This is a genomic window from Streptomyces sp. NPDC057963, from assembly GCF_042887155.1.
In the GTDB taxonomy this organism is placed as follows: Bacteria; Actinomycetota; Actinomycetes; order Streptomycetales; family Streptomycetaceae; genus Streptomyces.
In genome coordinates this window covers 156,802-182,932 of record NZ_JBHVPX010000008.1, presented here as the reverse complement: position 1 = coordinate 182,932, position 26,131 = coordinate 156,802, and the positions used below count along the sequence as shown (strand labels likewise).

At 71.6% G+C, this 26,131-nt stretch carries 27 protein-coding genes and 1 riboswitch; of the genes, 10 read left to right on the top strand and 17 right to left on the bottom strand.

Annotated features, from left to right (window positions below; translation table 11 throughout):
• Positions 1 to 159 precede the first annotated feature (159 nt).
• The 5 genes from ACFVT1_RS20580 to ACFVT1_RS20560 form a co-directional block, all read right to left on the bottom strand.
• Positions 160 to 1,113: a hypothetical protein gene (locus ACFVT1_RS20580; protein WP_389797336.1), complete on the bottom strand. Its 954-nt coding sequence runs from the start codon at positions 1,111 to 1,113 to the stop codon at positions 160 to 162.
• Positions 1,114 to 1,164: 51 nt separating this feature from the next.
• Complete coding sequence (metF, locus tag ACFVT1_RS20575; RefSeq protein ID WP_389797334.1) at positions 1,165 to 2,082, bottom strand: methylenetetrahydrofolate reductase [NAD(P)H]; 918 nt, start codon at positions 2,080 to 2,082, stop codon at positions 1,165 to 1,167.
• A gap of 99 nt (positions 2,083 to 2,181) precedes the next feature.
• Complete coding sequence (gene thiE / locus ACFVT1_RS20570; protein WP_389797332.1) at positions 2,182 to 2,835, bottom strand: thiamine phosphate synthase; 654 nt, start codon at positions 2,833 to 2,835, stop codon at positions 2,182 to 2,184.
• Between the two features lie 119 nt (positions 2,836 to 2,954).
• Positions 2,955 to 3,320 carry an Rv2175c family DNA-binding protein gene (locus ACFVT1_RS20565; protein ID WP_362204522.1) on the bottom strand — a complete coding sequence of 122 codons (366 nt, stop codon included), beginning with the start codon at positions 3,318 to 3,320 and terminating at the stop codon, positions 2,955 to 2,957.
• A gap of 71 nt (positions 3,321 to 3,391) precedes the next feature.
• Entirely contained in the window at positions 3,392 to 4,663 is a 1,272-nt protein-coding gene (locus ACFVT1_RS20560) for an NAD(P)/FAD-dependent oxidoreductase (protein WP_389797330.1), read from the bottom strand.
• A 297-nt stretch (positions 4,664 to 4,960) separates the two neighbouring features.
• Positions 4,961 to 5,074: riboswitch (TPP riboswitch) on the top strand.
• Here ACFVT1_RS20560 and thiO point away from each other — a divergent pair.
• The 5 genes from thiO (at position 5,072) to ACFVT1_RS20535 (ending at position 10,243) form a co-directional block, all read left to right on the top strand.
• Positions 5,072 to 6,253 carry a glycine oxidase ThiO gene (thiO, locus tag ACFVT1_RS20555; protein ID WP_389797329.1) on the top strand — a complete coding sequence of 394 codons (1,182 nt, stop codon included), beginning with the start codon at positions 5,072 to 5,074 and terminating at the stop codon, positions 6,251 to 6,253. Its footprint overlaps the riboswitch before it by 3 nt.
• Positions 6,250 to 6,552, top strand: coding sequence for a sulfur carrier protein ThiS (thiS, locus tag ACFVT1_RS20550; protein ID WP_389797327.1), 303 nt, complete (start codon positions 6,250 to 6,252; stop codon positions 6,550 to 6,552). Before thiO ends, thiS begins: the two co-directional genes overlap by 4 nt.
• A gap of 2 nt (positions 6,553 to 6,554) precedes the next feature.
• Positions 6,555 to 7,349: a thiazole synthase gene (locus ACFVT1_RS20545; protein WP_389797325.1), complete on the top strand. Its 795-nt coding sequence runs from the start codon at positions 6,555 to 6,557 to the stop codon at positions 7,347 to 7,349.
• A gap of 110 nt (positions 7,350 to 7,459) precedes the next feature.
• Positions 7,460 to 9,376, top strand: coding sequence for a Stk1 family PASTA domain-containing Ser/Thr kinase (gene pknB / locus ACFVT1_RS20540; RefSeq protein WP_389797322.1), 1,917 nt, complete (start codon positions 7,460 to 7,462; stop codon positions 9,374 to 9,376).
• Positions 9,377 to 9,382: 6 nt separating this feature from the next.
• Positions 9,383 to 10,243 carry a deoxyribonuclease IV gene (locus tag ACFVT1_RS20535; protein WP_389797320.1) on the top strand — a complete coding sequence of 287 codons (861 nt, stop codon included), beginning with the start codon at positions 9,383 to 9,385 and terminating at the stop codon, positions 10,241 to 10,243.
• 40 nt (positions 10,244 to 10,283) lie between these two features.
• Here the strand turns inward: ACFVT1_RS20535 and ACFVT1_RS20530 are convergent, their stop codons facing one another.
• Complete coding sequence (locus ACFVT1_RS20530; RefSeq protein ID WP_389797318.1) at positions 10,284 to 10,916, bottom strand: sulfite oxidase-like oxidoreductase; 633 nt, start codon at positions 10,914 to 10,916, stop codon at positions 10,284 to 10,286.
• A 154-nt stretch (positions 10,917 to 11,070) separates the two neighbouring features.
• Here ACFVT1_RS20530 and bfr point away from each other — a divergent pair, with 154 nt between their 5' ends.
• Positions 11,071 to 11,550: a bacterioferritin gene (bfr, locus tag ACFVT1_RS20525; protein ID WP_389797316.1), complete on the top strand. Its 480-nt coding sequence runs from the start codon at positions 11,071 to 11,073 to the stop codon at positions 11,548 to 11,550.
• 27 nt (positions 11,551 to 11,577) lie between these two features.
• Here the strand turns inward: bfr and ACFVT1_RS20520 are convergent, their stop codons facing one another.
• Both ACFVT1_RS20520 and ACFVT1_RS20515 read right to left on the bottom strand, forming a co-directional pair.
• Positions 11,578 to 11,862, bottom strand: a complete 285-nt coding sequence (locus tag ACFVT1_RS20520; protein ID WP_389797313.1) for a bacterioferritin-associated ferredoxin — start codon at positions 11,860 to 11,862, stop codon at positions 11,578 to 11,580.
• A gap of 169 nt (positions 11,863 to 12,031) precedes the next feature.
• The gene (locus ACFVT1_RS20515) at positions 12,032 to 13,378 is read right to left on the bottom strand and encodes a class II 3-deoxy-7-phosphoheptulonate synthase (protein WP_389797746.1); all 1,347 of its coding nucleotides are present in this window, start codon (positions 13,376 to 13,378) and stop codon (positions 12,032 to 12,034) included.
• A gap of 73 nt (positions 13,379 to 13,451) precedes the next feature.
• On the opposite strand from ACFVT1_RS20515, the gene ACFVT1_RS20510 reads away from it, so the two are divergent.
• Together ACFVT1_RS20510 and ACFVT1_RS20505 are read left to right on the top strand one after the other, a co-directional pair.
• Positions 13,452 to 13,538 (top strand): trp operon leader peptide, encoded by an 87-nt coding sequence (locus ACFVT1_RS20510; protein ID WP_389797744.1) that lies wholly within the window; start codon positions 13,452 to 13,454, stop codon positions 13,536 to 13,538.
• A 93-nt stretch (positions 13,539 to 13,631) separates the two neighbouring features.
• A complete protein-coding gene (locus ACFVT1_RS20505; RefSeq protein ID WP_389797311.1) occupies positions 13,632 to 15,557 on the top strand; it encodes an anthranilate synthase family protein in 1,926 nt (641 codons plus the stop codon).
• A gap of 36 nt (positions 15,558 to 15,593) precedes the next feature.
• On the opposite strand, the gene ACFVT1_RS20500 is transcribed toward ACFVT1_RS20505, so the two are convergent.
• The 5 genes from ACFVT1_RS20500 to ACFVT1_RS20480 form a co-directional block, all read right to left on the bottom strand.
• Positions 15,594 to 16,598 carry a 2-hydroxyacid dehydrogenase gene (locus ACFVT1_RS20500; protein WP_389797309.1) on the bottom strand — a complete coding sequence of 335 codons (1,005 nt, stop codon included), beginning with the start codon at positions 16,596 to 16,598 and terminating at the stop codon, positions 15,594 to 15,596.
• 91 nt (positions 16,599 to 16,689) lie between these two features.
• Positions 16,690 to 17,718, bottom strand: coding sequence for a 6-phosphofructokinase (locus ACFVT1_RS20495; protein WP_389797308.1), 1,029 nt, complete (start codon positions 17,716 to 17,718; stop codon positions 16,690 to 16,692).
• A 111-nt stretch (positions 17,719 to 17,829) separates the two neighbouring features.
• The gene (locus ACFVT1_RS20490) at positions 17,830 to 18,522 is read right to left on the bottom strand and encodes a response regulator (RefSeq protein ID WP_389797306.1); all 693 of its coding nucleotides are present in this window, start codon (positions 18,520 to 18,522) and stop codon (positions 17,830 to 17,832) included.
• A gap of 59 nt (positions 18,523 to 18,581) precedes the next feature.
• Positions 18,582 to 19,802 (bottom strand): MacS family sensor histidine kinase, encoded by a 1,221-nt coding sequence (gene macS / locus ACFVT1_RS20485; protein WP_389797304.1) that lies wholly within the window; start codon positions 19,800 to 19,802, stop codon positions 18,582 to 18,584.
• A 50-nt stretch (positions 19,803 to 19,852) separates the two neighbouring features.
• On the bottom strand, positions 19,853 to 20,596 hold the full coding sequence (locus ACFVT1_RS20480; protein WP_389797301.1) for a lysophospholipid acyltransferase family protein: 744 nt from the start codon (positions 20,594 to 20,596) through the stop codon (positions 19,853 to 19,855).
• Between the two features lie 235 nt (positions 20,597 to 20,831).
• Here ACFVT1_RS20480 and ACFVT1_RS20475 point away from each other — a divergent pair, with 235 nt between their 5' ends.
• Together ACFVT1_RS20475 and ACFVT1_RS20470 are read left to right on the top strand one after the other, a co-directional pair.
• Entirely contained in the window at positions 20,832 to 21,611 is a 780-nt protein-coding gene (locus ACFVT1_RS20475) for an alpha/beta hydrolase (RefSeq protein WP_389797299.1), read from the top strand.
• Positions 21,604 to 22,329: a hypothetical protein gene (locus ACFVT1_RS20470; protein WP_389797296.1), complete on the top strand. Its 726-nt coding sequence runs from the start codon at positions 21,604 to 21,606 to the stop codon at positions 22,327 to 22,329. Before ACFVT1_RS20475 ends, ACFVT1_RS20470 begins: the two co-directional genes overlap by 8 nt.
• 37 nt (positions 22,330 to 22,366) lie before the next feature.
• Here the strand turns inward: ACFVT1_RS20470 and ACFVT1_RS20465 are convergent, their stop codons facing one another.
• The 4 genes from ACFVT1_RS20465 to ACFVT1_RS20450 form a co-directional block, all read right to left on the bottom strand.
• Positions 22,367 to 23,149 (bottom strand): endonuclease/exonuclease/phosphatase family protein, encoded by a 783-nt coding sequence (locus tag ACFVT1_RS20465; protein WP_389797293.1) that lies wholly within the window; start codon positions 23,147 to 23,149, stop codon positions 22,367 to 22,369.
• A gap of 80 nt (positions 23,150 to 23,229) precedes the next feature.
• A complete protein-coding gene (locus ACFVT1_RS20460) occupies positions 23,230 to 24,171 on the bottom strand; it encodes an ROK family glucokinase (protein WP_389797290.1) in 942 nt (313 codons plus the stop codon).
• A 74-nt stretch (positions 24,172 to 24,245) separates the two neighbouring features.
• A complete protein-coding gene (locus ACFVT1_RS20455) occupies positions 24,246 to 24,704 on the bottom strand; it encodes a DUF5304 domain-containing protein (RefSeq protein ID WP_389797287.1) in 459 nt (152 codons plus the stop codon).
• A 108-nt stretch (positions 24,705 to 24,812) separates the two neighbouring features.
• Positions 24,813 to 26,129 (bottom strand): ArsA family ATPase, encoded by a 1,317-nt coding sequence (locus ACFVT1_RS20450; RefSeq protein WP_389797284.1) that lies wholly within the window; start codon positions 26,127 to 26,129, stop codon positions 24,813 to 24,815.
• Between the last annotated feature and the right edge of the window lie 2 nt (positions 26,130 to 26,131).

Below are 26,131 nucleotides of genomic sequence, written 5' to 3'. Positions count from 1 at the left end.
GCCCGTTGGTCGCGGGGCTTAGCGGGTGGGGTGCCGGCTCCGGGCCCAACATGGTCGGTCGCCGCGGCGGGGCGGGCCCGCCACCGGGGAGGCGGGCCCGCCCGGCAGCTGCCGCCCTCCCCGTCCCTTCGGCGGCCCTCCGCCTCTGCCGGACCGTCGTCAGTAGCGGTACTGCTGCTCGTCGTAGCCGTTGCCGTTGGCGTAGCCGTTCGGGTACGGGGCGGGCCGCGCGGGCTGCTCCGGAGGCGCGGGCGGGTACTGCTCGCCCTCGCGCTGCTGCGGCACCCAGACGCCGCCGGGCGGGGTCTCGGGGTGCTGCTGGGCGTACTGATCCGCGGCGTACTGCTGCTGACCGCCGTAGCTGTCGTAGCCGTTGCCGTTGCCGTAGCTGTCGTACGAGGCGTACTGCGCGGAGCCGCCGGTGGTGCCGGTCCCGATGTACGGGTCGGAGTACGCGGCGTACTGCTGCTCGCCGGTGCCGTAGTCGTACTGCCCCTGTCCCGCGAAGGAGTCCTGCCCGGCGAAGGAGTCCCGGCCCGGCGCCGCCGGGTACGAGGGGTCGGCGTAGGGGTCGTACGCGGCGTACTGCGGCTGCTGTTCCGCCTGCCCGTCCGAGCCCTGCCGCGACCGCTGGTGACCGCTGTAGACGCCGTACTGCCCGGTGTCGTCCGGCAGCGGCTCCGGCTCGTAGACCGCAGCCCCCGGTGCCGCGCCCGCCGGTGCCGCGGACGATGCCGCCGCTGCGTCGGCCTGCTCCGGGATTCGCGCGTCGTACTCCGTCTCCAGGTCCGACACCTCAAGCGTGGGCTTGCTGCTCCCCCGGCCGCTCCCTCCCCGGCGGCGACGGCTCGCGCCGGGCCTGCCCCCTATCGCCCAGCCGGTGGAGAAACCGCGCCGGAAGGACAGCGTGACGTACGTCTGCCCGGTCGCGAACGCGATCGTGCCGACGACGATGACGAACACGGACGGAATCAGCACGCCGACGACCACACAGCCGAAGCCCGCGAAGGCGAGCAGCCGCCAGCGAAGGCGCGCCTTGTACTGCAGGAGTACCTCGCCGAGCAGCCACAGCGCGACGATTCCGAACGCGATGTAGAGGACCGTCCAGCCCATGCCCGCCCCCTCACTACGGCCACCGCCCCGGATCGCGGCGGGTACGGCCGGTCACGACTGCTTGTGCAGTCCGAGATTCTCGTAGATTTCGAGCGTCGCGGTCGAGTTGTTGAGCGTGATGAAGTGCAGTCCGGGCACACCCTCGGAACGCAGCTTCGCGCAGAACTCCGTTGCGAAGTCGATACCAATGGAGCGTACAGCGGCGGGGTCGTCCTTGGCGGCGAGGATGCGTTCTTTCAGAGACGAAGGGAAAGACGCGTTGCTGAGCTGCGCAAACCGGTCCAACTGCTTGACGCTGGTCAGAGGCATGACCTCGGGAATGATCGGGGTTTCGCAACCCGCAGCGACCACACGGTCACGCATCCGCAAATAGTCCTCCGGATTGAAGAACATCTGCGTGATCGCATAGTCGGCACCGGCCCGGCACTTGTCCACGAAATGCCGGGTGTCGGTGTCCCAGTCGGTCGAACGCGGGTGCATCTCGGGAAATGCGGCGACGCCGACGCAGAAATCGCCGGATTCCTTGATGAGCCGGACCAGATCGGCCGCGTACCGCACGCCCTGCGGATGCTTGACCCACTCGCCCATCGGGTCGCCGGGCGGATCTCCGCGCACGGCGAGGATGTTCCGGATTCCGGCGTCGGCGTACTGCCCGATCATGTTGCGCAGCTCGGCGACGGAGTGGTTGACCGCCGTGAGGTGCGCGACCGGGGTGAGCGTGGAATCTGCGGCGATCTGCTGGGTGGCCTTGACCGTCCCGGCCCGGGTGGAGCCACCGGCCCCGTAGGTCACGGAGACGAAGCTCGGCCCCACCGCCTCGACGCGGCGCAGCGCGTTCCAGAGATTCCGCTCGCCCTTCTCGGTCTTGGGCGCCCAGAACTCGAACGAATACGAAGTCTTGCCGGACGCGAGGAGCTCACGCACCGTGTGCGCGTGATCCGTCCTGGTAGATGGTGTGCCAAGGGCCATACGGGCAGGTTAACCAGAGCGGGGGGACCGCAGGACCAGACCAGCGTTAATTGCCCGAATTGACTGGTTGTTTGTCCATCCCTCGGACATCTGGCCTGATCACGCTCCGGCGCGCGCCCGGATTCGCCCGGCCAGCCCGGCAGTGGCGGCCGCCGGATCGGCGGCCTCGGTGATCGCCCGTACGACGACCACCCGGCGTGCTCCGGCGTCCAGCACCTCGTCGAGATTGCCCGCGTCGATCCCGCCGATGGCGAACCACGGACGCCGGGTGCCCAGCGAGGCTGCGTACCGCACGAGGTCCAGACCCGGCGCATGGCGGCCGGGCTTGGTCGGGGTGGGCCAGCACGGACCGGTGCAGAAGTAGTCCACACCGGGTTCGGCGGCGGCCGCGTCGACCTCGGACTCGGCGTGCGTGGAGCGGCCGATCACCACGCCCTCGCCGATGATGGCGCGGGCGGCCGTGACCGGCAGGTCGCCCTGGCCCAGGTGCAGCACGTCGGAGCCGATGGCGTGGGCGACATCGGCCCGGTCGTTCACCGCGAGAAGCGTGCCGTGACGCCTGCAGGCGTCGGCGAAGACCGCCAGGTGTTCGAGCTCCTCCGCCGCCTCCATGCCCTTGTCGCGCAGCTGGACGATGTCCACCCCGCTGGAGAGGACCGCGTCGAGGAACGCGGGGAGGTCGCCCTGGCGCCTGCGGGCGTCCGTGCACAGATAGAGCCGGGCGTCGGACAGCGGCACGCTGGGCGTGGGCATGGTGCGGTTCCCCCTGGAGAGCATTGCGGAGCTGGAGAGCGGATGGAGCGATCGCCGGATCCGGCGCGGGTGCGGGCCGCGCGGTGCTGCGCGGCCCGCACCTCACGTACGGTCGGCGGTCAGACGGCGAGCGCCTGGGCGCGGCGCTTCACCTCCGTGCCGCGATTCTCGCTCAGTGCCTGGGCAGGGGTGCCCGGCAGGGTCGGGTCGGGGGTGAAGAGCCATTCCAGCATCTCTTCGTCGGTGTAGCCGTCGTCCCTCAGGAGTGTCAGGGTGCCGGAGAGGCCCTTGACCACCTTGTCGCCGTCGATGAAGGCGGCAGGCACCTGGAGCGCCCGGTTCTCACCACGTCGTACGGCGATGAGCTGGCCCTCCTTGACCAGCTGGCGCACGCGCGTCACCTCGACACCGAGCATTTCGGCGATGTCGGGGAGGTGGAGCCAGGCGGGGACGAGAGCATCGATCTTTGCGTCAATCTCGGTCACAGGGACAAGCGTGCCATCCCGGACCGACAGTCGGTAGCCGGGCCGACCGTACGGGGCGCCGGGGTACGCCGTCAGAGGGTCGCCGACTTGAGCGGGACGGAGGGATCGGCGGCGCGCGCCGGATCGAGGCGGGCGCCCGCCTCGATGAGCCTGCGCCCCTGCGCCAGGTCGCGCGGCCGGCCGACGGCGAGGACCGCGACCAGGACGCCGTCGCGCAGCCAGCACACCGACCAGGTGGGGCCGGTGGGCCCGCCGCGCCACAGCAGGGTGTCGGCGCCCCCGTGGTGGCCCGCGTACTGCACGAACCGGTCGAACTGCTCGGACCAGAAGTACGGCACGGGGTCGTACGTCCGCGGTGCCGGGTCACCGCCGGCCACGGCGGAGATGATGTTGGCGGCGGCGGTCCGGGGGCCCTGGAGGGCGTTGTCCCAGTGGTGGACGAGAAGGCGTTCGCCGTACCGGGCGGAGGGGAACGAGGCGCAGTCGCCGACCGCGTACACATCGGGCTGCGAGGTGCGCAGCGCACCGTCGGCGGTCACCGATCCGTCGGCGCCGAGCGCGATGCCGGAGCCGGCCAGCCAGCCGGTGGCGGGCCGTGCGCCGATTCCGACGACGACCGCTCCGGCCGGGATCTCGCGGCCGTCCGCGAGGACCACCCGGTTCGGTTCGATGCGGGCGACCCGGGCTCCGGTGAGGAGTTCGGCGCCGATCTCGGCGTACCAGGCGGTCATCGGGGCGGCGACCTCGGCCGGCATCGCGCCCGCGAGGGGCTGCTCGGCGGCCTCGACTACGGTGACCGCGCAGCCCGCGGCGCGGGCCGCGGTGGCGAACTCGGCGCCGATCCAGCCCGCTCCGACGACCACGACGCCGTGCTGCTCGTCGAGGACGGGGCGCAGTCGTGCCACGTCGTCGAGGGTGCGCAGCAGATGGACGCCGGGAAGGCCCTCGGAGCCGGGCAGGACGACCGGTTCGGCACCGGTCGCGATCACCAGGAAGTCGTAGGGCACGGGACCCGACGGGGTGTCCAGCTCATGCGCGCCGGGCCGGACACCGGTGACTTCGCGCCCCAGTCGCAGATCGATGTCCAGCGCCTCGAAGTCGATGTCGAACGCGGAGCCCTCGGCCTTGCCGAGCAGTACCGCCTTGGACAGCGGGGGCCGGTCGTAGGGCTGGTGCGGTTCGGCGCCGAGCAGGACGACAGGGCCGGTGAAGCCCTGTTCCCGCAGGGCCACCGCCGTCTGTACGCCGGCCATGCCCGCGCCGACGACGACGACGCGACGCCCTGCCGACGGGTCGGGCCGCTGCGCCCCGTCAGGCTGCTCCGACTGCTGCTGCTCGCTCACCCGTACACCATAAGCACCTGACGATTCATCAGGGTAGGGGGATCTCTTCCACGGTGCGCGTTCCGCTTCCCTCCTGCGACTCCCGCTCCCCTCGCTCCGCCGGCCGGACCCGGCCGTCCACGAGAGCGGCAACGGTGCAGACGCAGTGGCCGGAGGATGTCGTTCCGTCCCGCTGCGGCTGGACGGAGGGGGCACCCCCATGCCTTGAGGCCATGAGGGAGGAAGTCGAGCGAGCGAACGGGCCACCGGTCCTGCTCCCTTACTGGCTCCGGGGAACGAGGTTTAGGGTGGCCCACGTAAAAGACTCGCGGGAGCCCGGACGCACCGGGCTGAGAGGGAGGCTGGGGCGGCCTCCGACCGTACGAACCTGATCCGGGTCATGCCGGCGAAGGGAGGGGCTGGACGCCCATGCGTTCTTCTCGGAACAAAGACGGATCCGACGTCCTGGTCGTCGGGGGCGGGATCATCGGTCTGGTGACCGCCTGGCGGGCCGCGCAGCGCGGACTGCGCACCGCGGTCGCCGATCCCGAACCGGGCGGCGGAGCCGCCCAAGTGGCGGCCGGCATGCTGGCCGCCGTCACCGAACTCCACTACGGCGAACAGATGCTGCTGGGCCTCAATGTCGCCTCGGCCGCGCGCTATCCGGCCTTCGCGGCCGAACTTGAGGCGGCGAGCGGTCAGGAGACCGGCTTCCGCGCCTGCGGCACCCTGGCCGTCGCGCTGGACTCCGACGACCGTGCCCATCTGCGGGAACTGCACGCCCTGCAGCAGCGTTCGGGCCTGGAGTCGGAGTGGCTCGGCGGCCGCGACTGCCGCCGTCTGGAGCCCATGCTCGCGCCCGGTGTCCGCGGCGGTCTGCGGGTCGACGGCGACCACCAGATCGATCCGCGCCGACTGGCCGCCGCACTGCTGACCGCCTGCGAGCGGGCCGGGGTGGTCTTCCACCGCGGCTGGGTGGAGCGCCTGGCTGTCGTACGCGACCGGGCCGCCGGAGCCGTGCTCGCCGGTGGTACGCAGCTCGGCGCCGACCAGGTCGTACTCGCCGCGGGCAGTCTCAGCGGCCGGCTCCCGGGGCTGCCGGACGAGGCCGTGCCGCCGGTCCGGCCGGTGAAGGGGCAGGTGCTGCGGCTGACCGTGCCCGCACCGTACGCACCCTTCCTCACCCGGACGGTCCGGGCCGTGGTGCGGGGCAGTCATGTCTATCTCGTCCCGCGGGAGAACGGCGAACTGGTCGTCGGCGCCACCAGCGAGGAGATGGGCTGGGACACCACCGTCACCGCGGGCGGTGTCTACGAGCTGCTGCGGGACGCCCACGAGCTGGTGCCCGGCATCACCGAGCTGCCGCTCACCGAGACCCGGGCCGGCCTGCGCCCCGCCTCCCCCGACAACGCCCCGCTGCTCGGCCCCACCACCCTGCCCGGCCTCCACCTGGCCACCGGCCACCATCGCAACGGGGTGCTGCTCACCCCCGTCACCGGAGACGCCATGGCCGCGCTGCTGGCCGACGGCGAACTGCCCGAGGTGGCCCGCCCCTTCACTCCGCACCGCTTCCCGCCCGCCGCCCCCGTACGTCAGGAGCAGCCCGCATGACCGAGCCCGCACCGCTCTCCGAGCCCGGCTCTCCCTCTCCCTCCCCCTCTCCTTCCCCCTCTCCTTCTCCTTCTCCTTCTTCCGCCGAATCCGCGCCCCTCTCCGTGTCCGTGAACGGCGAGGTGCGCCTCCTCCCCGCGGGCACCACCCTCGGCGCCCTCGTCGCCACTCTGACCGCCGCGCGCTCCGGAGTCGCCGCCGCCGTCAACGAGACCGTCGTCCCGCGCGGCCGGTGGTCCACCGCCGCGCTCGGTGACGGTGACCGCGTCGAGGTCCTGACCGCGGTCCAGGGAGGCTGACGGTGTCCGACGACCTCTTCACCCTCGGCGACACCTCCTTCGGCTCCCGGCTGATCATGGGGACCGGCGGGGCGCCCAGCCTCGACGTGCTGGAACGCTCGCTGACCGCCTCCGGTACCGAACTGACCACCGTGGCGATGCGCCGCCTGGATCCGGCCGTGCAGGGCTCGGTGCTCTCCGTCCTGCGGCGGCTCTCCATCCGCGTCCTGCCGAACACGGCGGGCTGCTTCACCGCGGGCGAGGCGGTGCTGACCGCCCGGCTGGCCCGCGAGGCGCTCGGCACCGACTGGATCAAGCTGGAGGTGGTGGCCGACGAGCGGACCCTGCTGCCCGACCCGATCGAGCTGCTCGACGCCGCGGAGACCCTGGTGGACGACGGGTTCACCGTGCTGCCGTACACCAATGACGACCCGGTCCTGGCCCGCAGGCTCCAGGACGCGGGGTGCGCGGCGGTCATGCCGCTCGGCTCCCCCATCGGCTCCGGCCTCGGCATCCGCAATCCGCACAACTTCCAGCTGATCGTCGAGCAGGCCCGGGTGCCGGTGATTCTCGACGCGGGCGCCGGGACGGCCTCGGACGCGGCGCTCGCGATGGAGCTGGGGTGCGCGGCGGTGATGCTGGCGTCCGCGGTGACCCGGGCCCAGGAGCCCGAGCTGATGGCCGCGGCGATGCGGCACGCGGTGGCAGGCGGGCGGCTGGCGTACCGCGCGGGCCGGATCCCGCGCCGGCACTTCGCCGAGGCCTCGTCGCCGGTGGAGGGGCGGGCGACGCTGGACCCCGAGCGCCCGGCCTTCTGACCCGCCGGGCCGCCGGTGGAACATGTCCCTGTCACGGCTCGGCTGCAGTACGGCCCCGGGACCGCTCCGGCCCGTCGGACGTGTCCGTGGCGGCTCGTAGACTCGCATGCGTGGATACGACCCTCCAGGACCCTCTCGTCGGGCAGCTGCTCGACGGCCGCTACCGCGTCGATGCCCGCATCGCCGTGGGCGGCATGGCCACGGTCTACCGGGCCGTGGACACCCGGCTCGACCGGGTGCTCGCCCTCAAGGTGATGCACCCGGCGCTCGCCACCGACGCCTCGTTCGTCGAGCGCTTCATCCGCGAGGCCAAGTCCGTGGCCCGGCTCGCGCACCCCAATGTGGTCGCGGTGTTCGACCAGGGCGCCCAGGGGCAGTACGTCTACCTCGCGATGGAGTACGTCGCGGGCTGCACCCTGCGCGACGTACTGCGCGACCGGGGCGCCCTGCAGCCGAGAGCCGCACTGGACATCCTGGAGCCGGTCCTCGCCGCCCTCGGCGCCGCGCACCGCGCGGGCTTCGTACACCGCGACATGAAGCCGGAGAACGTCCTCATAGGGGACGACGGCCGGGTCAAGGTCGCCGACTTCGGTCTCGTACGGGCGGTGGGCACCGTCACCAACACCACCGGGTCCGTCCTGGGCACCGTCTCCTATCTCGCCCCCGAGCAGATAGAGAACGGCACGGCGGACACCCGCACCGATGTGTACGCCTGCGGTGTCGTCCTGTACGAAATGCTGACCGGTTCCAAGCCGCGCTCCGGCGACACCCCCGCCCAGGTCATCTACCAGCACCTCAACGAGGACGTCCCGGCCCCGTCGGCCGCCGTCCCGGGGCTCCCGGTCGCGCTCGACGACCTGGTGGCGAGCGCCACCGCCCGCAACCCCGAGGTCCGGCCGTTCGACGCGGTGGCGCTGCTCGCCGAGACCCGCGAGGCCCGCTCCGGCCTCACCGACGCCCAGCTGGACGCCGCACCGCCGCAGGCCCTCGCCGAGGCGCGCGACGCCGCCGAGGACCGTACGAGCGTGATCCCGCGGCTGCTCCCGGCCGGCCAGGGCGTCGCCCATCACACCAGTCGGCTGGAGCTGCCCCCGCCGATACCGACGCGGCCCGCACGCCGCGGTGCGTGGTTCCCCGGTCCGCGGCGCTCCGTCATGGCCGCGGTCGTCGCCGTCCTGCTGGTGCTGGGGGTCGGCACCGGTGTCTGGTACATCAATTCCGGGCAGTTCACCCGGGTCCCGTCCCTGCTCGGCCAGACCGAGAAGGCCGCCCAGCAGCGTCTCTCGCACGCCGGTCTGGAGCTCAAGGGCGTCAAGCGCTCCTACAGCGACACCGTGGAGCGCGGCAAGGTCGTCGGCAGCGACCCGAAGTCCGGCGCCCGCATCCGGGGGAACGACGGGGTGACGCTCGTCGTCTCGCGCGGCCCCGAGATCGTGAAGGTGCCCGATGTCCGGGGCCTCGCGCTCGCCGACGCCAGGCGGGAGCTGAAGAAGGCCGGACTCGTGCCCGGCATGGTCACCAAGGAGTTCAGCGAGGAGGCGGGCCGGGGCGAGGTGATCCGTACCGACCCCGCAACCGGCGCCGAGCGCCACCCGGACTCCGCCGTCGCCCTGTTCGTCAGCAAGGGCGCTCCCATCGACGTCCCCGATGTCACCGGGCTGTCCGTCGAGGACGCCACCGCCGCGCTGGACGAGGAGGGGCTGAAGGCCGCGGTGCTGCCCGACCGGGTCAACTCCCCCGAGGTCGCGGGCGACATCGCCCATCAGTCGCCGGCCCGGGGCAGCCGGGCCGCCGAGGGCGACACCATCACACTCACGGTCTCCAAGGGGCCGCGGATGATCGACGTACCGGACGTCACCGGGAAGGACGTCGACGACGCCAGGAGCGAGCTGGAGGACGCGGGCTTCGAGGTCAAGGTCGACCGGCCGTTCCTCTCCTTCAGCGACACCATCGACGGCCAGTCCGTCAACGGCGGCGAACAGGCCCCCGAGGGCAGCACCATCACCATCAAGACCAAGGGGCTCTAGATCCACATGCGCAATCCCGTCGGCGGCCATGTTCCCGTGGCCGGCGGCCTCGCCAAGGCCGGCCTTCCGTACGCCCGCGAGATGGGGGCGGAGGCCGTCCAGGTCTTCGTCGCCAACCCGCGCGGCTGGGCGACACCCGTCGGCAACCCGGCCCAGGACGAACAGTTCCGCGCCGAGTGCGCCGCCGCGTCCCTGCCGGCGTACGTCCACGCCCCCTACCTGATCAACTTCGGATCGCACACCGAGGCCACCGTCGAGTCCTCGGTGCGGTCGCTGCGCCACTCACTGCGCCGGGCCCGCGAGATCGGCGCCCTGGGCGTCGTGGTGCACACCGGATCGGCGACCGGCGGCCGCCCGCGCGAGCAGGCCCTCGCACAGGTGCGTACGCACCTGCGGCCGCTCCTGGACGAGCTGACGCACGACGACGACCCGTATCTGCTGCTGGAGTCGACCGCCGGGCAGGGGTCCTCGCTCTGCTCACGGACCTGGGACTTCGGCCCGTACTTCGAGGCACTCGACGCCCACCCCAGGCTCGGCATCTGCCTCGACACCTGCCACATCTACGCGGCCGGCCACGATCTGGCGGGCCCGTCGGGCATGCGCCGGACGCTGGACCTGCTGGTGGACACCGTCGGCGAGGATCGGCTGAAACTGATCCATGCCAATGACTCCAAGGACGTGGTGGGGGCCCACAAGGACCGCCACGAGAACATCGGCTCCGGGCACATCGGCGAGGAGCCGTTCCGGGAGCTGTTCTCGCATCCGGCGACCGCCGGCGTACCGCTGATCATCGAGACGCCGGGCGGCAAGGAAGGCCATGCGGCGGACGTGGCGCGGCTGAAGGCACTGCGCGGCCGACAGGACTGACCGGGCCGGCCGGCCGCCGAACCCTTGGGGCGGCGCCGGGTCAGAGCTCGGGGCCGTCCCCGGGCTCTTCCTGGTACGAGTAGCGCTGCTCGCGCCACGGATCGCCGATGTTGTGGTAGCCGCGCTCCTCCCAGAAGCCGCGGCGGTCGGCCGTCATGTACTCGACGCCCCGGACCCACTTGGGTCCCTTCCACGCGTAGAGGTGCGGCACGATCAGCCGGAGCGGGAAGCCGTGCTCGGCGGTGAGCAGCTCACCATCCTTGTGGGTGGCGAAAAGTGTTCGGTCCGAGGCGAAGTCGGAGAGCCGCAGATTCGAGCTGAACCCGTACTCGGCCCAGACCATCACATGGGTGACGCTCGGCGCGGGCGGTGCGAGTTCCAGGACCGTGCGGGCGAGCACGCCGCCCCATTCGGCACCGAGCATGCTGAATTTGGTGACGCAGTGCAGGTCGGCAACCACCGAGGCGAACGGCAGCGCCGAGAATTCCTCGTGGTTCCAGCAGTGCTTCTCACCGTCCGCCGTGGCACCGAAGACCCGGAACTCCCAGCGGTCGGGCTTGAACTTGGGCACGGGCCCGTAGTGGGTAACCGGCCAACCACGCTGGAGTCGCTGTCCCGGCGGAAGCTCGGACTGCTCTGACGCGCGGTTTTCCCGGCTTTCCGGCTGACCCATGCCTCCATGGTGACAGACAGGCAGGGGTGGTCCCGACCAGGGTTAGGGCAATTAGGGCAACTCATACTAAGCATGCACTTACTGGACGATCACCGGGTGCGGTGCGAGGATGCGGCCAACTTGACCAGTTCACCGGTTGGAAGGAGCCTCTGCGATGCAGGGCGACCCCGAGGTCCTTGAGTTCCTGAACGAGCAGCTGACCGCCGAATTGACTGCCATCAACCAGTACTTCCTGCATGCGAAGATGCAGGACAACTTCGGCTGGACGAAGCTCGCGAAGTACACCCGCTCCGAGTCGTTCGACGAGATGAAGCACGCGGAGATCCTCACGGACCGCATCCTCTTCCTCGATGGGCTGCCCAACTACCAGCGGCTGTTCCATGTACGGGTGGGCCAGACCGTCACCGAGATGTTCCAGGCCGACCGCCAGATCGAGGTGGAGGCGATCGACCGCCTCAAGCGCGGGATCGAGCTGATGCGCGGCAAGAGCGACATCACGTCCGCGAACATCTTCGAGTCGATCCTGGCCGACGAGGAGCACCACATCGACTACCTCGACACCCAGCTGGAGCTGGTCGAGAAGCTCGGTGAGCCGCTCTACATCGCCCAGGTGATCGAGCAGCCGGACAGCTAGGGCCTCTCGCCCGGGCGTCCGCGCCGATCAGGCCGCTTCGGAGAACCGGGGGCCCGGGGCCACGCCCGGGACGGTGCCGGGAGCGATACCCGGGCCTGCTTCGCCGGCGGTGCCGGGCGCCCGCTTCTGGTCGAGCAGCTCGCGGCGCGGGCAGGCGCCGCGGCCGAGCACGGCCTGGATGGCGCGGACGCAGCCGCCGCAGTCCGTGCCCGCCTTGCAGGCGGAGGCTATCTGCCGGGGCGTGCAGGCCCCGGCGTCCGCATGTTCCTTGACCTGCTTCTCCGTGATGCCGAAGCACGAGCAGACATACATGCGGTTCACCTCCCGGCGGGATCGGTCGCTACTGCCACCCCGTTGATCGGTGAGGCTTACCTAACCTTACCCGGCGCCGCAGGTGCGTGAAAGCCTCCGAACGCCCTGTGGGGCACGGATCACATCGATCCGTGCCCCACAGTCGTACGCATGCCACCCGCAGTGACGGCTACTGGTCCCGGTACATCTCGGCGACCAGGAACGCCAGGTCGAGGGACTGGCTGCGGTTGAGCCGCGGGTCGCAGGCCGTCTCGTAGCGCTGGTGCAGATCGTCCACGAAGATCTCGTGTCCGCCGCCGACGCACTCGGTGACATCGTCGCCGGTGAGCTCGACGTGGATGCCGCCCGGGTGCGTGCCGAGGCCCTTGTGGACCTCGAAGAAGCCCTTGACCTCGTCCAGGACGTCGTCGAAGCGACGGGTCTTGTGGCCGGAGGCGGCCTCGAAGGTGTTGCCGTGCATCGGGTCGGTCACCCACGCCACGGTCGCCCCGGAGGCGGTGACCTTCTCGACCAGGTCGGGCAGCTTGTCGCGGACCTTGTCGGCGCCCATGCGGACGATGAAGGTCAGCCGGCCGGGCTCGCGCTCGGGGTCGAGGCGTTCGACGTAGCCGAGCGCCTCCTCGACGGTGGTCGTCGGGCCGAGCTTGATGCCGATGGGGTTGCGGATCTTCGAGGCGAACTCGATGTGCGCGCCGTCCATCTGCCGGGTGCGCTCACCGATCCAGACCATGTGCCCGGAGGTGTCGTACAGCTGGCCGGTGCGCGAATCGGTGCGGGTCAGTGCCGACTCGTAGTCCAGCAGCAGGCCCTCGTGCGAGGCGTAGAACTCGACCGCCTTGAACTCGGCCGGGTCCGTACCGCACGCCTTCATGAAGTTCAGCGCGTTGTCGATCTCGCGGGCGAGCGCCTCGTAGCGCTGGCCGGACGGCGACGACTTCACGAAGTCCTGGTTCCAGGCGTGCACCTGGCGCAGGTCGGCGTAACCGCCGGTGGTGAAGGCGCGGACCAGGTTCAGCGTGGAAGCGGATGCGTGGTACATCTGCTTCAGCCGGTCGGGGTCCGGGACACGGGCTTCCTCGGTGAAGGCGAAGCCGTTGACGGAGTCGCCGCGGTAGGTCGGCAGGGTGACGCCGTCGCGGGTCTCGGTCGACTTGGAGCGCGGCTTGGAGTACTGCCCGGCGATCCGGCCCACCTTGACGACGGGCACGGAGGCCGCGTAGGTCAGCACGGCGCTCATCTGGAGCAGCGTCTTCAGCTTGGCCCGGATGTGCTCGGCCGACACGGCGTCGAAGGCCTCGGCGCAGTCACCGCCCTGCAGCAGGAACGCCTCGCCCTTGGCGACGGCTCCCATGCGGGCACGCAGCTGGTCGCACTCGCCCGCGAAGACGAGCGGCGGATACGACGCGAGGTCCGCGAGTACATCGCGCAGAGCCTCGGCATCGGGGTACTCGGGCTGCTGCGCCGCGGGAAGGTCTCGCCAGGTGTGGCCACCGGCGACGGAGGTATTGGCGTTCACGGTCACACGGACAACACTACGGGGTCCGGCGGTGCGTCCATCCGTAGGCTCAATAGTTGAGACGCGCGCTCGGATGACGAGGGCATCCGTTAGGGTTCGGAACATGTTCGCGCAGACGCACCAGAACTGGTGGTGGACCGCTCATCCGGCGGCCCACTGATCGATCGCGCGCGACAGACCACGCGAAGGCCGCCCGAGGGGCGGCCTTCTCTGCGTTTCGGGAGCCGTTCCTCCGTATCGAAGGAACACCCCCATGCCCCAGCCCCACCGCACCGGCCTCGTCGTCGAGCGGCTCCTGCGTGACGACTGCCCGCCGTTCGCGCTGCTGCGCAGGCGCACCCCCGGCCACGACCACGACACCGTCGAGGTGCTGATCGGCCGGGTACGGGAGGCGGACCGGCTCGCCGACCTCCCGGTCGGTGCGCTGCCGTCGCTCGCCCTGGTGCCGTTCCGGCAGATCGCCGAGCGCGGCTTCGATGTGCGCGACGACGGGACGCCGCTGTCCGTGCTGGTCGCCGAGGAGACGTACGAGCTGCCGCTCGCCGAGGTGCTGGACCGCCTGCCGGCCCACGACGTGCGGGTCGAGGGCGGCGGCTTCGACGTCCCGGACGAGGAGTACGCGGGGATCGTCCGGCGGGTCGTCGAGGACGAGATCGGGCAGGGCGAGGGCGCGAACTTCGTCGTCCGGCGGACCTTCCGGGGCGAGATCCCCGGCTTCGGCCGGGCGGACGCGCTGGCCCTCTTCCGGCGGTTGCTGGCCGGTGAGCGGGGCGCGTACTGGACCTTCGTCGTCCACACGGGCGACGGCGGACCCGCGGGGTCCTCGTCACCGGGTGGGCGGACGCTCGTCGGCGCGAGCCCCGAGGTGCATGTGCGGATGTCGGGCGGGACGGTCGTGATGAACCCGATCAGCGGCACGTACCGCTACCCCGCCGAGGGCCCGACCGCCGAGGGTCTGCTGGCCTTCCTCTCCGACCGCAAGGAGAGGGACGAGCTCTCCATGGTGGTCGACGAGGAACTCAAGATGATGTGCACCGTCGGTGACATGGGCGGGGTGGTGGTCGGGCCACGGCTCAAGGAGATGGCCCATCTCGCACACACGGAGTACGAGCTGCGCGGGCGCTCCTCGCTGGATGTGCGGGAGGTGCTGAAGGAGACGATGTTCGCGGCGACGGTCACCGGCTCCCCGGTGCAGAACGCCTGCCGGGTCATCAAGCGGTACGAGCCCGGCGGGCGCGGCTACTACGCGGGCGCGCTGGCGCTGCTGCGGCAGGAGCCGGGCGGGGCGCAGACCCTGGACTCGCCGATCCTGATCCGTACCGCCGACATCGGGGCCGACGGGCGGTTGCGGGTACCGGTCGGGGCGACGCTCGTACGCCATTCCGACCCGGACGGCGAGGTCGCCGAGACCCACGCGAAGGCGGCCGGGGTGCTGGCCGCGCTGGGGGTGCGGCCGGGCCGGCCGCGGGACGGGGCGGCGCATCCGCAGCTGGCCGGCGACCCGCGGGTGCAGGCAGCGCTGGACTCCCGGCGGGACGGCCTGGCGCCGTTCTGGCTGCGGATGCAGGAGCATACGCACGAGCTGTCCGGCCGTGCGCTGGTGATCGACGGGGAGGACACCTTCACCGCGATGCTGGCGCATCTGCTGCGCTCGTCGGGTCTGGAGGTGTCGGTGCACCGCTACGACGAGCCGGGGCTGCGCGAGCGCGTACGGGCGCACGCGGGCCCGGTCGTACTGGGTCCCGGGCCCGGGAATCCGGGCGACACGGCCGATCCGAAGATGCGAATGCTGCGCGAGTTCGCCGCGGAGCTGGTCCGTGATCACCGGCACGGTCTGCTGGGGGTCTGCCTCGGCCATGAGCTGATCGCGGCGGAGCTGGGTCTGGAGATCGTCCGCAAGTCCGTGCCGCACCAGGGCGCGCAGACCCGGATCGAGCTGTTCGGACGGCCCGAGACAGTCGGCTTCTACAACAGCTTCACCGCGCGCTGCGACGACGGTGCGGCCGTCGAGCTGGCGGCGCACGGGGTCGAGGCGAGCCTGGACGCGGCGACCGGGGAGCTGCACGCGCTGCGCGGACCGGGCTTCGCCTCGGTGCAGTTCCATCCGGAGTCGGTGCTGACCCTGCGCGGCGCGACGATCGTGGCCGAGCTGCTGGCGGGGCTGCCGGTCGCCGGCTGAACGGGACGGACGGGACCCCGGGGAAGCTCCGGGGTCTCAGCCCGCCGGGGCCGCCGGGACGAGGACGTTGCCGCTGCGGCGGCCGGCCAGGTAGTCGGCGACGTTCCGGACGGTGGTGTCGATGATCTGGGCCACGGCGTCCCGGGTGTAGTACGCCTGGTGCGAGGTCACGACGACGTTCGGGAAGGTGACGAGCCGGGCGAGGGTGTCGTCGTCGACGCCCTCCAGGGACTTGTCGAGGAAGAACAGCCCGGCCTCCGCCTCGTACACATCGAGTCCGACACCCAGGAGACGGCCCGCGCGGAGCTCGGCCACCAGTGCCGTGGTGTCGATGAGACCGCCGCGGCTGGAGTTGATCAGGATCGCGTCGTCCTTCATCTTCGCCAGGGCGTCCTCGCCGATGATGTGGTGGGTCGCGGGCAGCAGCGGGACATGCAGGCTGATCAGGTCGGACTCGGCGAGGAGCCGCTCCTTGCCGACGTACTCCATGCCGAGGCCGACGCAGGCGGGGTTCTCCTCGACGTCCCAGCCGAGCAGCCTCATGCCGAAACCGTGGGCGATCCGGGTGAACGCCTCGCCGATCCTGCCCGTGCCGATCACCCCCGCCGTGCGGCCGTGCATGTCCCGGCCGAGGAGGCCGTCGAGCCGGAAGTCGAAATCACGGGTGCGGCTCGCGGCCCGGATGACGCGGCGGTTGACCGCCATCGCGAGGGTCCAGGCGAATTCCGCGACCGAGTACGGCGAGTAGTGGGAGACCCGGGCGACCCGCAGGGCGAGCCGTTCCGCGACGTCGAGGTCGATGTTGTTGAAGCCGGTGGAGCGCTGGGCGATCATCTGCGTGCCGCCCGCCGCGAGGGTCTGCAGGACGCCGCTGCCCAGGTCGGCGTTGACGCTGGTGGAGATGACCTCGTAGCCCGCCGCGATCGGGGCGGTGTCCCTGTTCAGGAAGACGTCCAGGCATCGGACCTCGTGCTGTCCGGCGAAGGCCTTCTCGATCAGCGGCTTCTCGTCGGACTGCACACCGAATGCCAGGATTTCCACGACTTCTCCATTTTTTTTCATTTCGCACGAAAGAGGGGAGTTGCGTACCGGATGTCCGCGCATAGTACGGCTCGCACCTCCGGTACGCCGCTCAGCCGAAGAAGACACCCACCTCCGCGTAGAGGGCCGGATCGACCGTCTTGAGCCGGGCGGTCGCCTCCGCGATCGGCACGCGCACGATGTCGGTTCCTTTCAGGGCGACCATCGTGCCGAAGTCGCCGTCACGGACGGCGTCGATGGCGTGCAGACCGAAGCGGGTGGCCAGCCAGCGGTCGAAGGCGCTGGGGGTGCCGCCGCGCTGGACATGGCCGAGGACGGTCGTTCTGGCCTCCTTGCCGGTGCGGCTCTCGATCTGCGCGGCCAGCCATTCGCCGACGCCGGAGAGCCGGACATGGCCGAAGGAGTCGTGCGACCCGTCCTTGAGGATCATCTCGCCCCGCGCGGGCATGGCCCCTTCGGCCACCACCACTATCGGCGCGTAACTCGCTCTGAACCGCGAGATCACCCAGGAGCAGACCTGCTCGATGTCGAAGCGCTGCTCCGGGATGAGGATGACGTTCGCACCGCCGGCCAGCCCCGCGTGGAGCGCGATCCAGCCCGCGTGACGGCCCATCACCTCGACGACGAGCACGCGCATATGGGATTCGGCCGTGGTGTGCAGGCGGTCGATGGCCTCGGTCGCGATGGAGACAGCCGTGTCGAAGCCGAAGGTGTAGTCGGTGGCGGAGAGGTCGTTGTCGATGGTCTTGGGCACGCCGACGCACTTGATGCCGTGCTCGCCGGCCAGGGTCGCCGCCACACCGAGGGTGTCCTCGCCGCCGATCACGACGAGTGAGTCGACGCCGTACGCGGCGAGGTTGTCCCTGATCCGGCGGACGCCGTGCTCGGCGCCGAGTGGATTGGTGCGCGAGGAACCGAGGATGGTGCCGCCGCGCGGCAGGATGCCGCGCACCGCCGGGACGGAGAGCGGCACCGTCTCGCCCTCCAGCGGGCCGCGCCAGCCGTCCCGGAATCCGATGAAGTCGTAGCCGTACTCCTGTACACCCTTGCGGACGACGGCGCGGATGACCGCGTTGAGCCCTGGGCAGTCACCGCCGCCGGTCAGTACTCCGACCCGCATGGAAGCGTCCCTTCGCCGAAGTGAGCTCGCCGACGACCACGCTAGTGGTGATCCAGGTCACTCAGGAATGGAGCGGAGGGAGCAAATCCGGCTCAGTCCGGGCGCGTTGGGTCAGGCGTCGTCGAGGCCGCGCTCGATCGCGTACCGCACGAGCTCCACCCGGTTGTGCAGCTGGAGCTTGCCCAGGGTGTTCTGGACGTGGTTCTGGACGGTGCGGTGCGAGATGACCAGACGTTCGGCGATCTGCTTGTACGAGAGCCCCTTGGCGACCAGCCGCAGCACCTCGGTCTCGCGCTCGGTGAGCTGCGGGGCCTTGGGTTCGTCGGACGCGACAGGAGTGGGGTCCGAGGCGAGCCTGCGGTATTCGCCGAGGACCAGTCCGGCCAGGCCCGGGGTGAAGACGGGATCACCGGCGGCGGTGGACCGCACGGCCTCGGTCAGCTCCTGCGTACTGGCCGACTTGAGCAGGTATCCGGTGGCGCCGGACTTGACCGCCTCCAGTACGTCGGCGTGCTCGCCGCTCGCGGAGAGCACCAGCACCCGCAGTCCGGGGTGGGAGCCGACGAGCTCCTTGCAGACCTGCACGCCGGGCATGCCGGGCAGATTGAGGTCCAGGACGAGGACGTCGGGGGTGGCGGCCTTCGCCCTGCGGACGGCCTGCGGTCCGTCGCCGGCGGTCGCCACCACCTCGAAACCGGACTCGGAGAGGTCGCGGGCCACCGCGTCGCGCCACATCGGGTGGTCGTCGACCACCATCACCCTGATGGTGCGCTCCTCGCCGCCCCGGGTGTTCTCCGTACTCATCTGCCTGATCCTGCCTTCCCCCGCGAAACCTGTGAAACCTGTGAGACCTGTGAAGCCTTCTAGGCCCTTGATGCCTTCGAGACCTTAGGGACCTTCAACTCGACCTCTGTGCCCTGGCCGGGCACCGAAATCAACTCCGCCGTGCCGCCCAGGTCACGCAGCCGCCCCCGGATCGACAGGGCCACCCCCATCCGCCCCTCCCCCTCCGCCTGGGCGAGCCGCCCCTCCGGAATGCCGGGGCCGTCGTCCCGGACCGTCACGATCACCTCGTCCGGCCAGTCCTCGACGAGGATCCAGGCCTGGGCGCTCTCCCCTGCATGGATCCTGACATTGTCCAGGGCGGCACCGACGGCGGCCGCCAGTTCCTTGGCGGCCGCCGGGGCGAGCAGCACCGGAGCGCCGGGCTCCGCGAAGCTGATCCGCGAGCCGGCGTGCGGGGCGAGCAGGGAGCGCAGGTCGCAGTCGGCCCATCCGGACGGCCCGTCCTCGTCGTCGACCTCGACGCTGCGGACCACGGCGCCCTCGGCGGCGTCCTCGGAGACCCGGGTGGCGGGCACGAGGCCGCTGGAGACCAGGGTGCGCAGGGCGACTTCCTGCTCACCGGCCATCCGGCCCAGCTCGGCGGCCTCGCCGCCCAGCGCCGTGCCGCGGCGCTGCACCATCGCGAGGACCTGGAGCACGCTGTCGTGGATGTCGCGGGCCAGCCGTTCCCGCTCACGGGTGGCGGCCTCGATCTCCAGGGCGCGGGCGAGGGTGCGCTCACTTGCTCGGGCCACCTCGACGACGTAGCCGATGGCGATGGAGGCGACCCAGACCAGCAGGACGTTGTGGAAGGTGTCCCGGCTCGGCTCGCCGCGCTCGACGATGTTGGCGACGGCGACGAAGGTGGAGGCCAGGGCCGCCCAGCGCCAGCCTCCCTTGATGGCGAAGGCCAGCACGGAGCCCGCCGTCCAGATGGACGGCAGCGTCGGGCCGTCGATGTGCTGGGCGTCGAAGTCGGCGAGCGGGGTGAGAAGGATGCCGACGAGGGCGAGGGTGAGGTCGGCGCCGAGGAAGCGCTTGGTGCAGGCGACGGCGCCCGCGACCTTCGGGAGGGTGCCGAGCGTCCAGACCACCATCACCGCCAGGAAGGCGATGGCCACCCACGGCCGGTCGTACCTGTCCCGGCCGAAGACGGCGAGCAGCACCGCGTAGACCATCGTCAGAATGCGGTACGCCATGAGCGCACGCCACAGCGGCTGCTCGACCGACATCCGTACGACCCGCTCGCGCTTGGCCACTTCCCCACCCCCCGGACGGAAACGACGCGGTTACGCGCCGAACCGTTCCGTCACTCCTGCGATCCGGATTCTCCGCCCGCGCGCTTCGCCTCCTCGGCACGGCGCTTCGCCTCGTCCGCGATCTGCCGCTTGGCGGCGGTCGCGTAGATGTCGACGTACTCCTGGCCGGAGAGCTTCATGATCTCGTACATCACCTCGTCGGTGACCGAGCGGAGGATGAAGCGGTCCCCCTCCATGCCGTGGTAGCGGCTGAAGTCGAGCGGTTTGCCGATCCTGATCCCCGGACGCATCAGCTTGGGCATCACCTGGCCGGGCGGCTGGATCTTCTCCGTATCGATCATCGCGACGGGGATGACGGGCGCTCCGGTGGCCAGCGCCACCCGGGCGAGCCCGCCGGGCTTGCCCCGGTAGAGGCGGCCGTCGGGCGAGCGGGTGCCTTCCGGGTAGATACCGAAGAGCCCGCCGCTCTCGATGACCTCGATGCCCGCCTTGATGGCTGCCTCACCGGCGCCGCGGGCACCCGAGCGGTCCACCGGCAGCTGGCCGACGCCCTTGAAGAAGGCCGCGGTCAGTTTGCCCTTCACCCCCGGTGCGGTGAAGTACTCGGACTTGGCGATGAAAGTGACCTTGCGGTCCAGGACGGCCGGCAGGAAGAAGGAGTCGGAGAACGACAGGTGATTGCTCGCCAGGATCGCCGGTCCTTGCGCGGGGATGTTCTCCAGGCCCTCCACCCATGGCCGAAAGGCGAGCTTCAAGCCTCCGCCGATGGAGAACTTCATTGCGCCGTAGATCAACTCGGGTGCCTCCTGTGTGCTGTCCGACTGACCTTAACCCGTGCGGTCGTCCGCGCTCCCGCCCGGCGTGGAGCCGAAGCGGTGACCCGGGCCGCGAGGGCGCCCGCCGGTGACGGCGCCCCCGGTCGGTGTCGGTGACGGCCCTGGTCGGTGTCAGTCCGGTCGCGTACGGTGAAGTAATCCTTCTGCGCTCCCCCTTTCGCTCCCTTTCGAGCCTCACGAACAGGAGACCCCGGTGCCGGTCCTGCCTGGAGCCGAGCCGTTCCGCCACGAGGGCGGAGAGGTCGGTGTCCTTCTCTGCCACGGATTTACCGGTTCCCCGCAGTCGCTGCGCCCCTGGGCCGACCATCTGGCGGAGCGCGGGCTCACCGTGTCGCTGCCGCTGCTGCCCGGGCACGGCACCCGCTGGGAGGACATGCAGATCACCGGCTGGCAGGACTGGTACGCGGAGGTGGACCGGGAGCTGCGCGCCCTGCTGGAGCGGTGCGCCCAGGTCTTCGTCTTCGGCCTCTCCATGGGAGGCGCGCTGACGCTGCGGCTGGCGGCGAAGCACGGGGACGCCATCAGCGGTCTGGTGCTCGTCAATCCGGCGAACAAGGTGCACGGCCTGTCGGCGTACGCGCTGCCGGTCGCCCGCCATCTGGTGCGGACGACGAAGGGGCTGGCCAGCGACATCGCCCTGGCGGGCTCCGCCGAGACCGGATACGACCGGGTGCCGCTGCACGCGGCGCATTCGCTGCGGAAGTTCCTCCGCCTGGTCGACGCCGAACTGCCGCAGGTCACCCAGCCGATCGTCCTGCTGCACAGCCCGCAGGACCATGTGGTGCCGCCCGCCGACTCGGCCCGGATCCTCAGCAGGATCTCCTCGACGGACGTCGAGGAGATCCTGCTGGAACAGAGCTACCACGTGGCGACGTTGGACCACGATGCGGAGCGGATCTTCGACGAGAGCCACCGGTTCATCGGCCGCCTCGCTCCGAGCGTCGGAAAGAAGGGGAGCACGTCAGGTGGCTGAGCACGACGCGGAGCGCGCGGGCAGCGAGGAGGGGCGCGAGCCCCCTCCCGCGGAAGGAACGACCGTTCCCGAGGACAGCACGGGTACGGACACAGGCGCAGGCACGGACACGGGTGAGGGCACGGGTCCGCAGGATGCCGCTGCCGCCCGGACGGCGCCGCCGGGTGCCGACGGCGACCGGCCCGACCGGTCGATCGACGAGGACGCCGCGTGGAAGGCGATCGTCGCGGGGTACGGCGACGAACCGCCGGACCCGCCGGGCGCCAGGCCGTTCAGGTCGATCGAGGACCTCGCGCTGCCGGAGGACGATCAGTCGGGCGTCCTGGACCCGGACAAGGGGGTCGGGAAGAAGCCCTCGAAACCGCCGGAGAAGCCGCTCGGCAGCTCGATCGTGTTCGCGCCCGGCGTCGCCGGCCCGCGCGACTACGAGGTGGCCGAGCCGAAGGACGGCGACCTCGACGACAGCGACGAGGGGCATTTCGTCCCCCCGGAGCCGCCGCCACTGCCGGAGGCCGATGTCACGGCGAAGTTCGCCTGGCTCGCGGTCGTGGGCGGTCCGGTGCTGATGCTGGTCGCGGTCCTGCTGCGGTGGGACATGACCTGGTGGCTCACGACGGTCTGCGTCGGCGGCTTCCTGGGCGGCTTCGTCACGCTGGTGGCGCGCATGGATGGCGACGACGAGGACGGCGACGACCCGGGCCGCGGCGCGGTCGTCTGAGACCGGGCCGCCGAGGCGGCCGGCGGCGCCCCGCGGCTCAGGGCGCGCTCGCGCCGCGCCGCCCGGAACCGGCCGCGGGCACCCGCAGTGCCGCCAGCACCGGCAGATGGTCCGTGGCCGTCCGCAGGTCCGCGTCGGTGACCCCGGGCAGCCCCGCGGGGACACCGCAGCCGAGCACCTCGATCCCGCCCGTCGCGAACACCGCGTCGATGCGCCGCCGCGGACGGTCCGCCGAGAAGGTGTTCTCGGCGCCCCACGGCCGTACGGCCCGGCAGTCCTGGAGCCGCCCGGCCAGCCGCCGGAACGCGGCCCCGGTCGGTACGTCGTTGAGGTCGCCGGCCGCGACGGCGTGCTCGACGCCCATCGCGTCCAGCCGTTCCAGCAACAGCTCGGTCTGGGCCAGGCGTTCGTCGCGCTGCAGGCTCAGATGGAAGCTCAGCAGACCGATCCGGGTGCCCGCGATCCGTACCACCGACGTGGCGAAGCCCCTGCGGTGCAGCCCGGGGGTGAGCGGCAGCAGGACGTCCTCCGTGCGCTCCACGGCGGCCCGTAGCGAGCAGAGCAGCAGCGGTCCGGCCGCCGTGGCGCCGCCGCTGAGGACGACCAGGTCGGTGTGGGCCGCGAGCCAGGCGGCGCGCTTGCGCCAGCGGAAGAAACGCGGTGCTTCCTGGACGAGGACGAGGTCGGGGACGCAGGCGCTGATGACGCGGGCCAGCGCCTCGCAGTCGTCGCGCATCGACCGGACGTTGTAACTGAGCACTCTGATGACGGCCGAACCATCCGGCTCGGTACGGGAGTCGGGCAATGGCGTCAGGACCATGCGTCTCACGATACGACGGACGCCCGCCGCACCCCGCAGGGGCGCGACGGGCGTCCGGTTCTGTCCGGTTCCGGGGAGGCTCAGCCCTGGCGGGCCAGGTCCGCCGCGCCCACCAGCCCGGCCTTGCCGCCCAGTTGGGCCGCGAGCACCTGGGCGTGCGGGCGCCACTCGCCACCGATCAGCCAGCGCCGGAACGACTTGCGGATCGGGTCGAGGACGAGCTCGCCCTCGTCCGAGACGCCGCCGCCGACGATGAACGCGGACGGGTCGAACAGCGAGGCGAGGTCGGCGAGTCCGGCGCCGGCCCAGCGGGCCAGCTCACGGAACGAGTCGATCGCCACCGGGTCGCCCTGCCGGGCTGCCGCGCTGATGTGCTTGCCCTCGATGCCGTCCACCGTGCCGTCGCCCAGCGAGAGCAGGGTCGTGGCGTTCTCCGGGGTGGCGTTGGCGCGCTGCTTCGCGTACCGCACGAGTGCCCGCCCGGACGCGTACTGCTCCCAGCAGCCCTGGCTGCCGCAGCCGCAGAGCAGCCCGTCCGGGACGACCCGGATGTGACCGAACTCGGCGGCCACACCGAAGCGTCCGCGGCGCAGTTTGTTGCCGATGATGATGCCGCCGCCGAGCCCGGTGCCGAGCGTGATGCAGATGACGTCGTCGTGGCCCTGCCCGGCGCCGAAGCGGTACTCGCCCCAGGCGGCGGCGTTGGCGTCGTTCTCGACGACGACCGGAAGGCCGACGCGCTGTTCGACCTTGTCCTTGAGCGGCTCGTGCCGCCAGTTGATGTTCGGTGCGAACAGCACGGTGGCGCGCTTGTCGTCGACGTAGCCGGCGGCGCCGATGCCGACGGCCTCGATCTGGTGGCCCTCGCTCGCGCCGGACACGGCCGCCGCGATCGCGTCCACGATGCCTTCAGCCGTCTGCGGGGTCGGCACTGTGAACGTCGAGAGGGTCCGGCCCTCTTCGTCGACCACTCCAGCTGCGATCTTCGTGCCGCCGATATCGACGCCGATGGTGAGTCCCATGAATCCCTCAGTTCCGGTCGAGCCCCGCTGCGGCCAACGGTACCCGAGCCGGGGACCCGGCCCCTCCGTGCCGGTCAGTCCAGGTCGATGTGTTCGCCGGCGGCGGGGCCCTCGTCGCGGGGGTCGGTGGGGTCGTCGGCCTTCTTTTCGGTGCCTGCGGGGTCCCCCGCACCCTGGGTCCAGCGGCGTTCCTGACCTTCGACCGCGGAGCGGTAGGCGGCGAGGAGTTCGCTGCCGGCCGCGGCGATGTGGTCGAAGACGTCCGGATTGCGTTCGATGACGGGCTCGACGACGGACTTCGCCTGCCTGATGATCTGCTGCACGGTGCCCTGGGCCGCCGCGCCGAGGAGCGGCGACTGGAGGGACGAGACCTTGCCGGCCACGGCGTCGACCAGCTTGCGCAGCTCGTCGGCGGCGGTGCCGGGCGGCGGGCCGTGCTGGGCGCGGCGGCGGGCCTTCTCCGCTTCGAGGTCCTCGGCGCAGGCCTTCGCCCACGCGTCGTCGTCGGCGGGACGATCGGTGGCTTCGCTCATGGCGGACTCCTGCGACGTGGTTTGCCTGCGGTGCGCATGGACGTGGTTTGCCTGCCGTGCGCATACGGAGCACGTACTACCGACGTTACCCGAACCGTGACGCGCCGTTCAGCTCGTCCGGGGCCAGAGACCGGGGTCCGGTGTGAACCTGACGCGGAGGACGCCGTCGGTCAGGGCCGCTCCGGAGACGGTGCAGCGGCGCAGCCCGGACTCCAGGGGGACGATCCGGTGGAACGGGCCCACGGTGAGAAGCAGTTCGTTGCCGCGGCGCACCAGCTGGAGGTCCTTCTTGGCGGCGCCGGGCAGCGGCAGGCACCAGACGAGGACCGGGCCGCCGTCGCCGGACCGCGGGGCGGCCGCCGACCGGGCGCCGGGCAGCAGTCCGTCGAGGGCGTCCGGGGCGTTCGGGTCCTCGATCCACCACGGGTCGCCGGCCCGGCCGGAGCCGCGGTCGTCGAGTTCCGCGGCGAGCCCGTCGCCCTCGAAGAGACCGCCGCCGGTGCCCGCTTCCCCGAAGACCGTGCAGCCGGCCCCGGTGTCGAGGAGGGTGAGGTCGTCCGGGCCGCGCGGGTCGCGGCCGAGGTGGGGCACTTCGCACAGGGCCGCGGCGGGCACCCATTCCTCGTACCAGTGGCCGACGGTCTTCTCCTGCTGCGCGGCGAGGGCGGCGAACCAGGGGTCGCCGGAGTGCCGGGGCAGTACCCGGTTCGCGACGAGGGTGTCGACGCGCAGTCCGTGCAGGGCGAGTCCGGTGCGGGCGGTGCGCAGGGCGTCCTCGGCGGCGGGGCCGGGCTCGGCGACCAGCCGGAGCGTGGTGCCGCGGTCCTCGATCAGTGCCTGGACGGCGGCCAGCTCGGCGTCCTTGCGGGCGGCGGCCTCGTACAGCCACTGGGCGGGCATGGGTACGCCGGCGAGCTGCGCCAGCATCGGGCGCAGGGCGCGTGCGGCCTGGCGTTCCTGGGGCAGCAGCCGGCGCAGATAGCGGCGCAGCTGTTCGGGCAGGGCGAGCACGGCGAGCGCTTCGCGCAGCGGCGGCAGGTCGACGACGAGGAGGTCGTGGCCGCCCTGCGACCAGTCGCCCTCGGCGGCGCGGCGCAGGGTGTGCAGGAGGGCGAGCTCCGCGCTGCCGGGGAGTTCGGTGAGCTCCTCGCCGTCCAGGCGGTTCCCGCCGAGCAGGTCGAGCACGCCGGAGGCCCGCTCCTGGAGGGCGAGGAGTTCGCCGCGGAAGTGCTCGCCGGAGTCGATGCGGGCGGACCACAGACCGTCGGTGACCTCGGCGGGTTCCGTGCCCTCGGGGAAGCCGGGTATGGCGTCGGCGGAGAGCAGCAGGGCGCGGCGGCCCCGGCGGGCCGCGGCCAGTGCGGTCGCCGCCGCGACGGTGGTACGGCCTGCGCCGCCGGGGCCGGTGACGAGAACCGTACGCACCG

Bases quoted from the DNA above. Each gene is read 5' to 3' on its own strand.
- ACFVT1_RS20580 (WP_389797336.1), bottom strand. From the start codon at position 1,113: ATGGGCTGGACGGTCCTCTACATCGCGTTCGGAATCGTCGCGCTGTGG.
- metF (WP_389797334.1), bottom strand. From the start codon at position 2,082: ATGGCCCTTGGCACACCATCTACCAGGACGGATCACGCGCACACGGTG.
- thiE (WP_389797332.1), bottom strand. From the start codon at position 2,835: ATGCCCACGCCCAGCGTGCCGCTGTCCGACGCCCGGCTCTATCTGTGC.
- thiO (WP_389797329.1), top strand. From the start codon at position 5,072: ATGCGTTCTTCTCGGAACAAAGACGGATCCGACGTCCTGGTCGTCGGG.
- thiS (WP_389797327.1), top strand. From the start codon at position 6,250: ATGACCGAGCCCGCACCGCTCTCCGAGCCCGGCTCTCCCTCTCCCTCC.
- ACFVT1_RS20535 (WP_389797320.1), top strand. From the start codon at position 9,383: ATGCGCAATCCCGTCGGCGGCCATGTTCCCGTGGCCGGCGGCCTCGCC.
- ACFVT1_RS20530 (WP_389797318.1), bottom strand. From the start codon at position 10,916: ATGGGTCAGCCGGAAAGCCGGGAAAACCGCGCGTCAGAGCAGTCCGAG.
- bfr (WP_389797316.1), top strand. From the start codon at position 11,071: ATGCAGGGCGACCCCGAGGTCCTTGAGTTCCTGAACGAGCAGCTGACC.
- ACFVT1_RS20520 (WP_389797313.1), bottom strand. From the start codon at position 11,862: ATGTATGTCTGCTCGTGCTTCGGCATCACGGAGAAGCAGGTCAAGGAA.
- ACFVT1_RS20510 (WP_389797744.1), top strand. From the start codon at position 13,452: ATGACGAGGGCATCCGTTAGGGTTCGGAACATGTTCGCGCAGACGCAC.
- ACFVT1_RS20505 (WP_389797311.1), top strand. From the start codon at position 13,632: ATGCCCCAGCCCCACCGCACCGGCCTCGTCGTCGAGCGGCTCCTGCGT.
- ACFVT1_RS20495 (WP_389797308.1), bottom strand. From the start codon at position 17,718: ATGCGGGTCGGAGTACTGACCGGCGGCGGTGACTGCCCAGGGCTCAAC.
- ACFVT1_RS20490 (WP_389797306.1), bottom strand. From the start codon at position 18,522: ATGAGTACGGAGAACACCCGGGGCGGCGAGGAGCGCACCATCAGGGTG.
- ACFVT1_RS20465 (WP_389797293.1), bottom strand. From the start codon at position 23,149: ATGGTCCTGACGCCATTGCCCGACTCCCGTACCGAGCCGGATGGTTCG.
- ACFVT1_RS20460 (WP_389797290.1), bottom strand. From the start codon at position 24,171: ATGGGACTCACCATCGGCGTCGATATCGGCGGCACGAAGATCGCAGCT.
- ACFVT1_RS20455 (WP_389797287.1), bottom strand. From the start codon at position 24,704: ATGAGCGAAGCCACCGATCGTCCCGCCGACGACGACGCGTGGGCGAAG.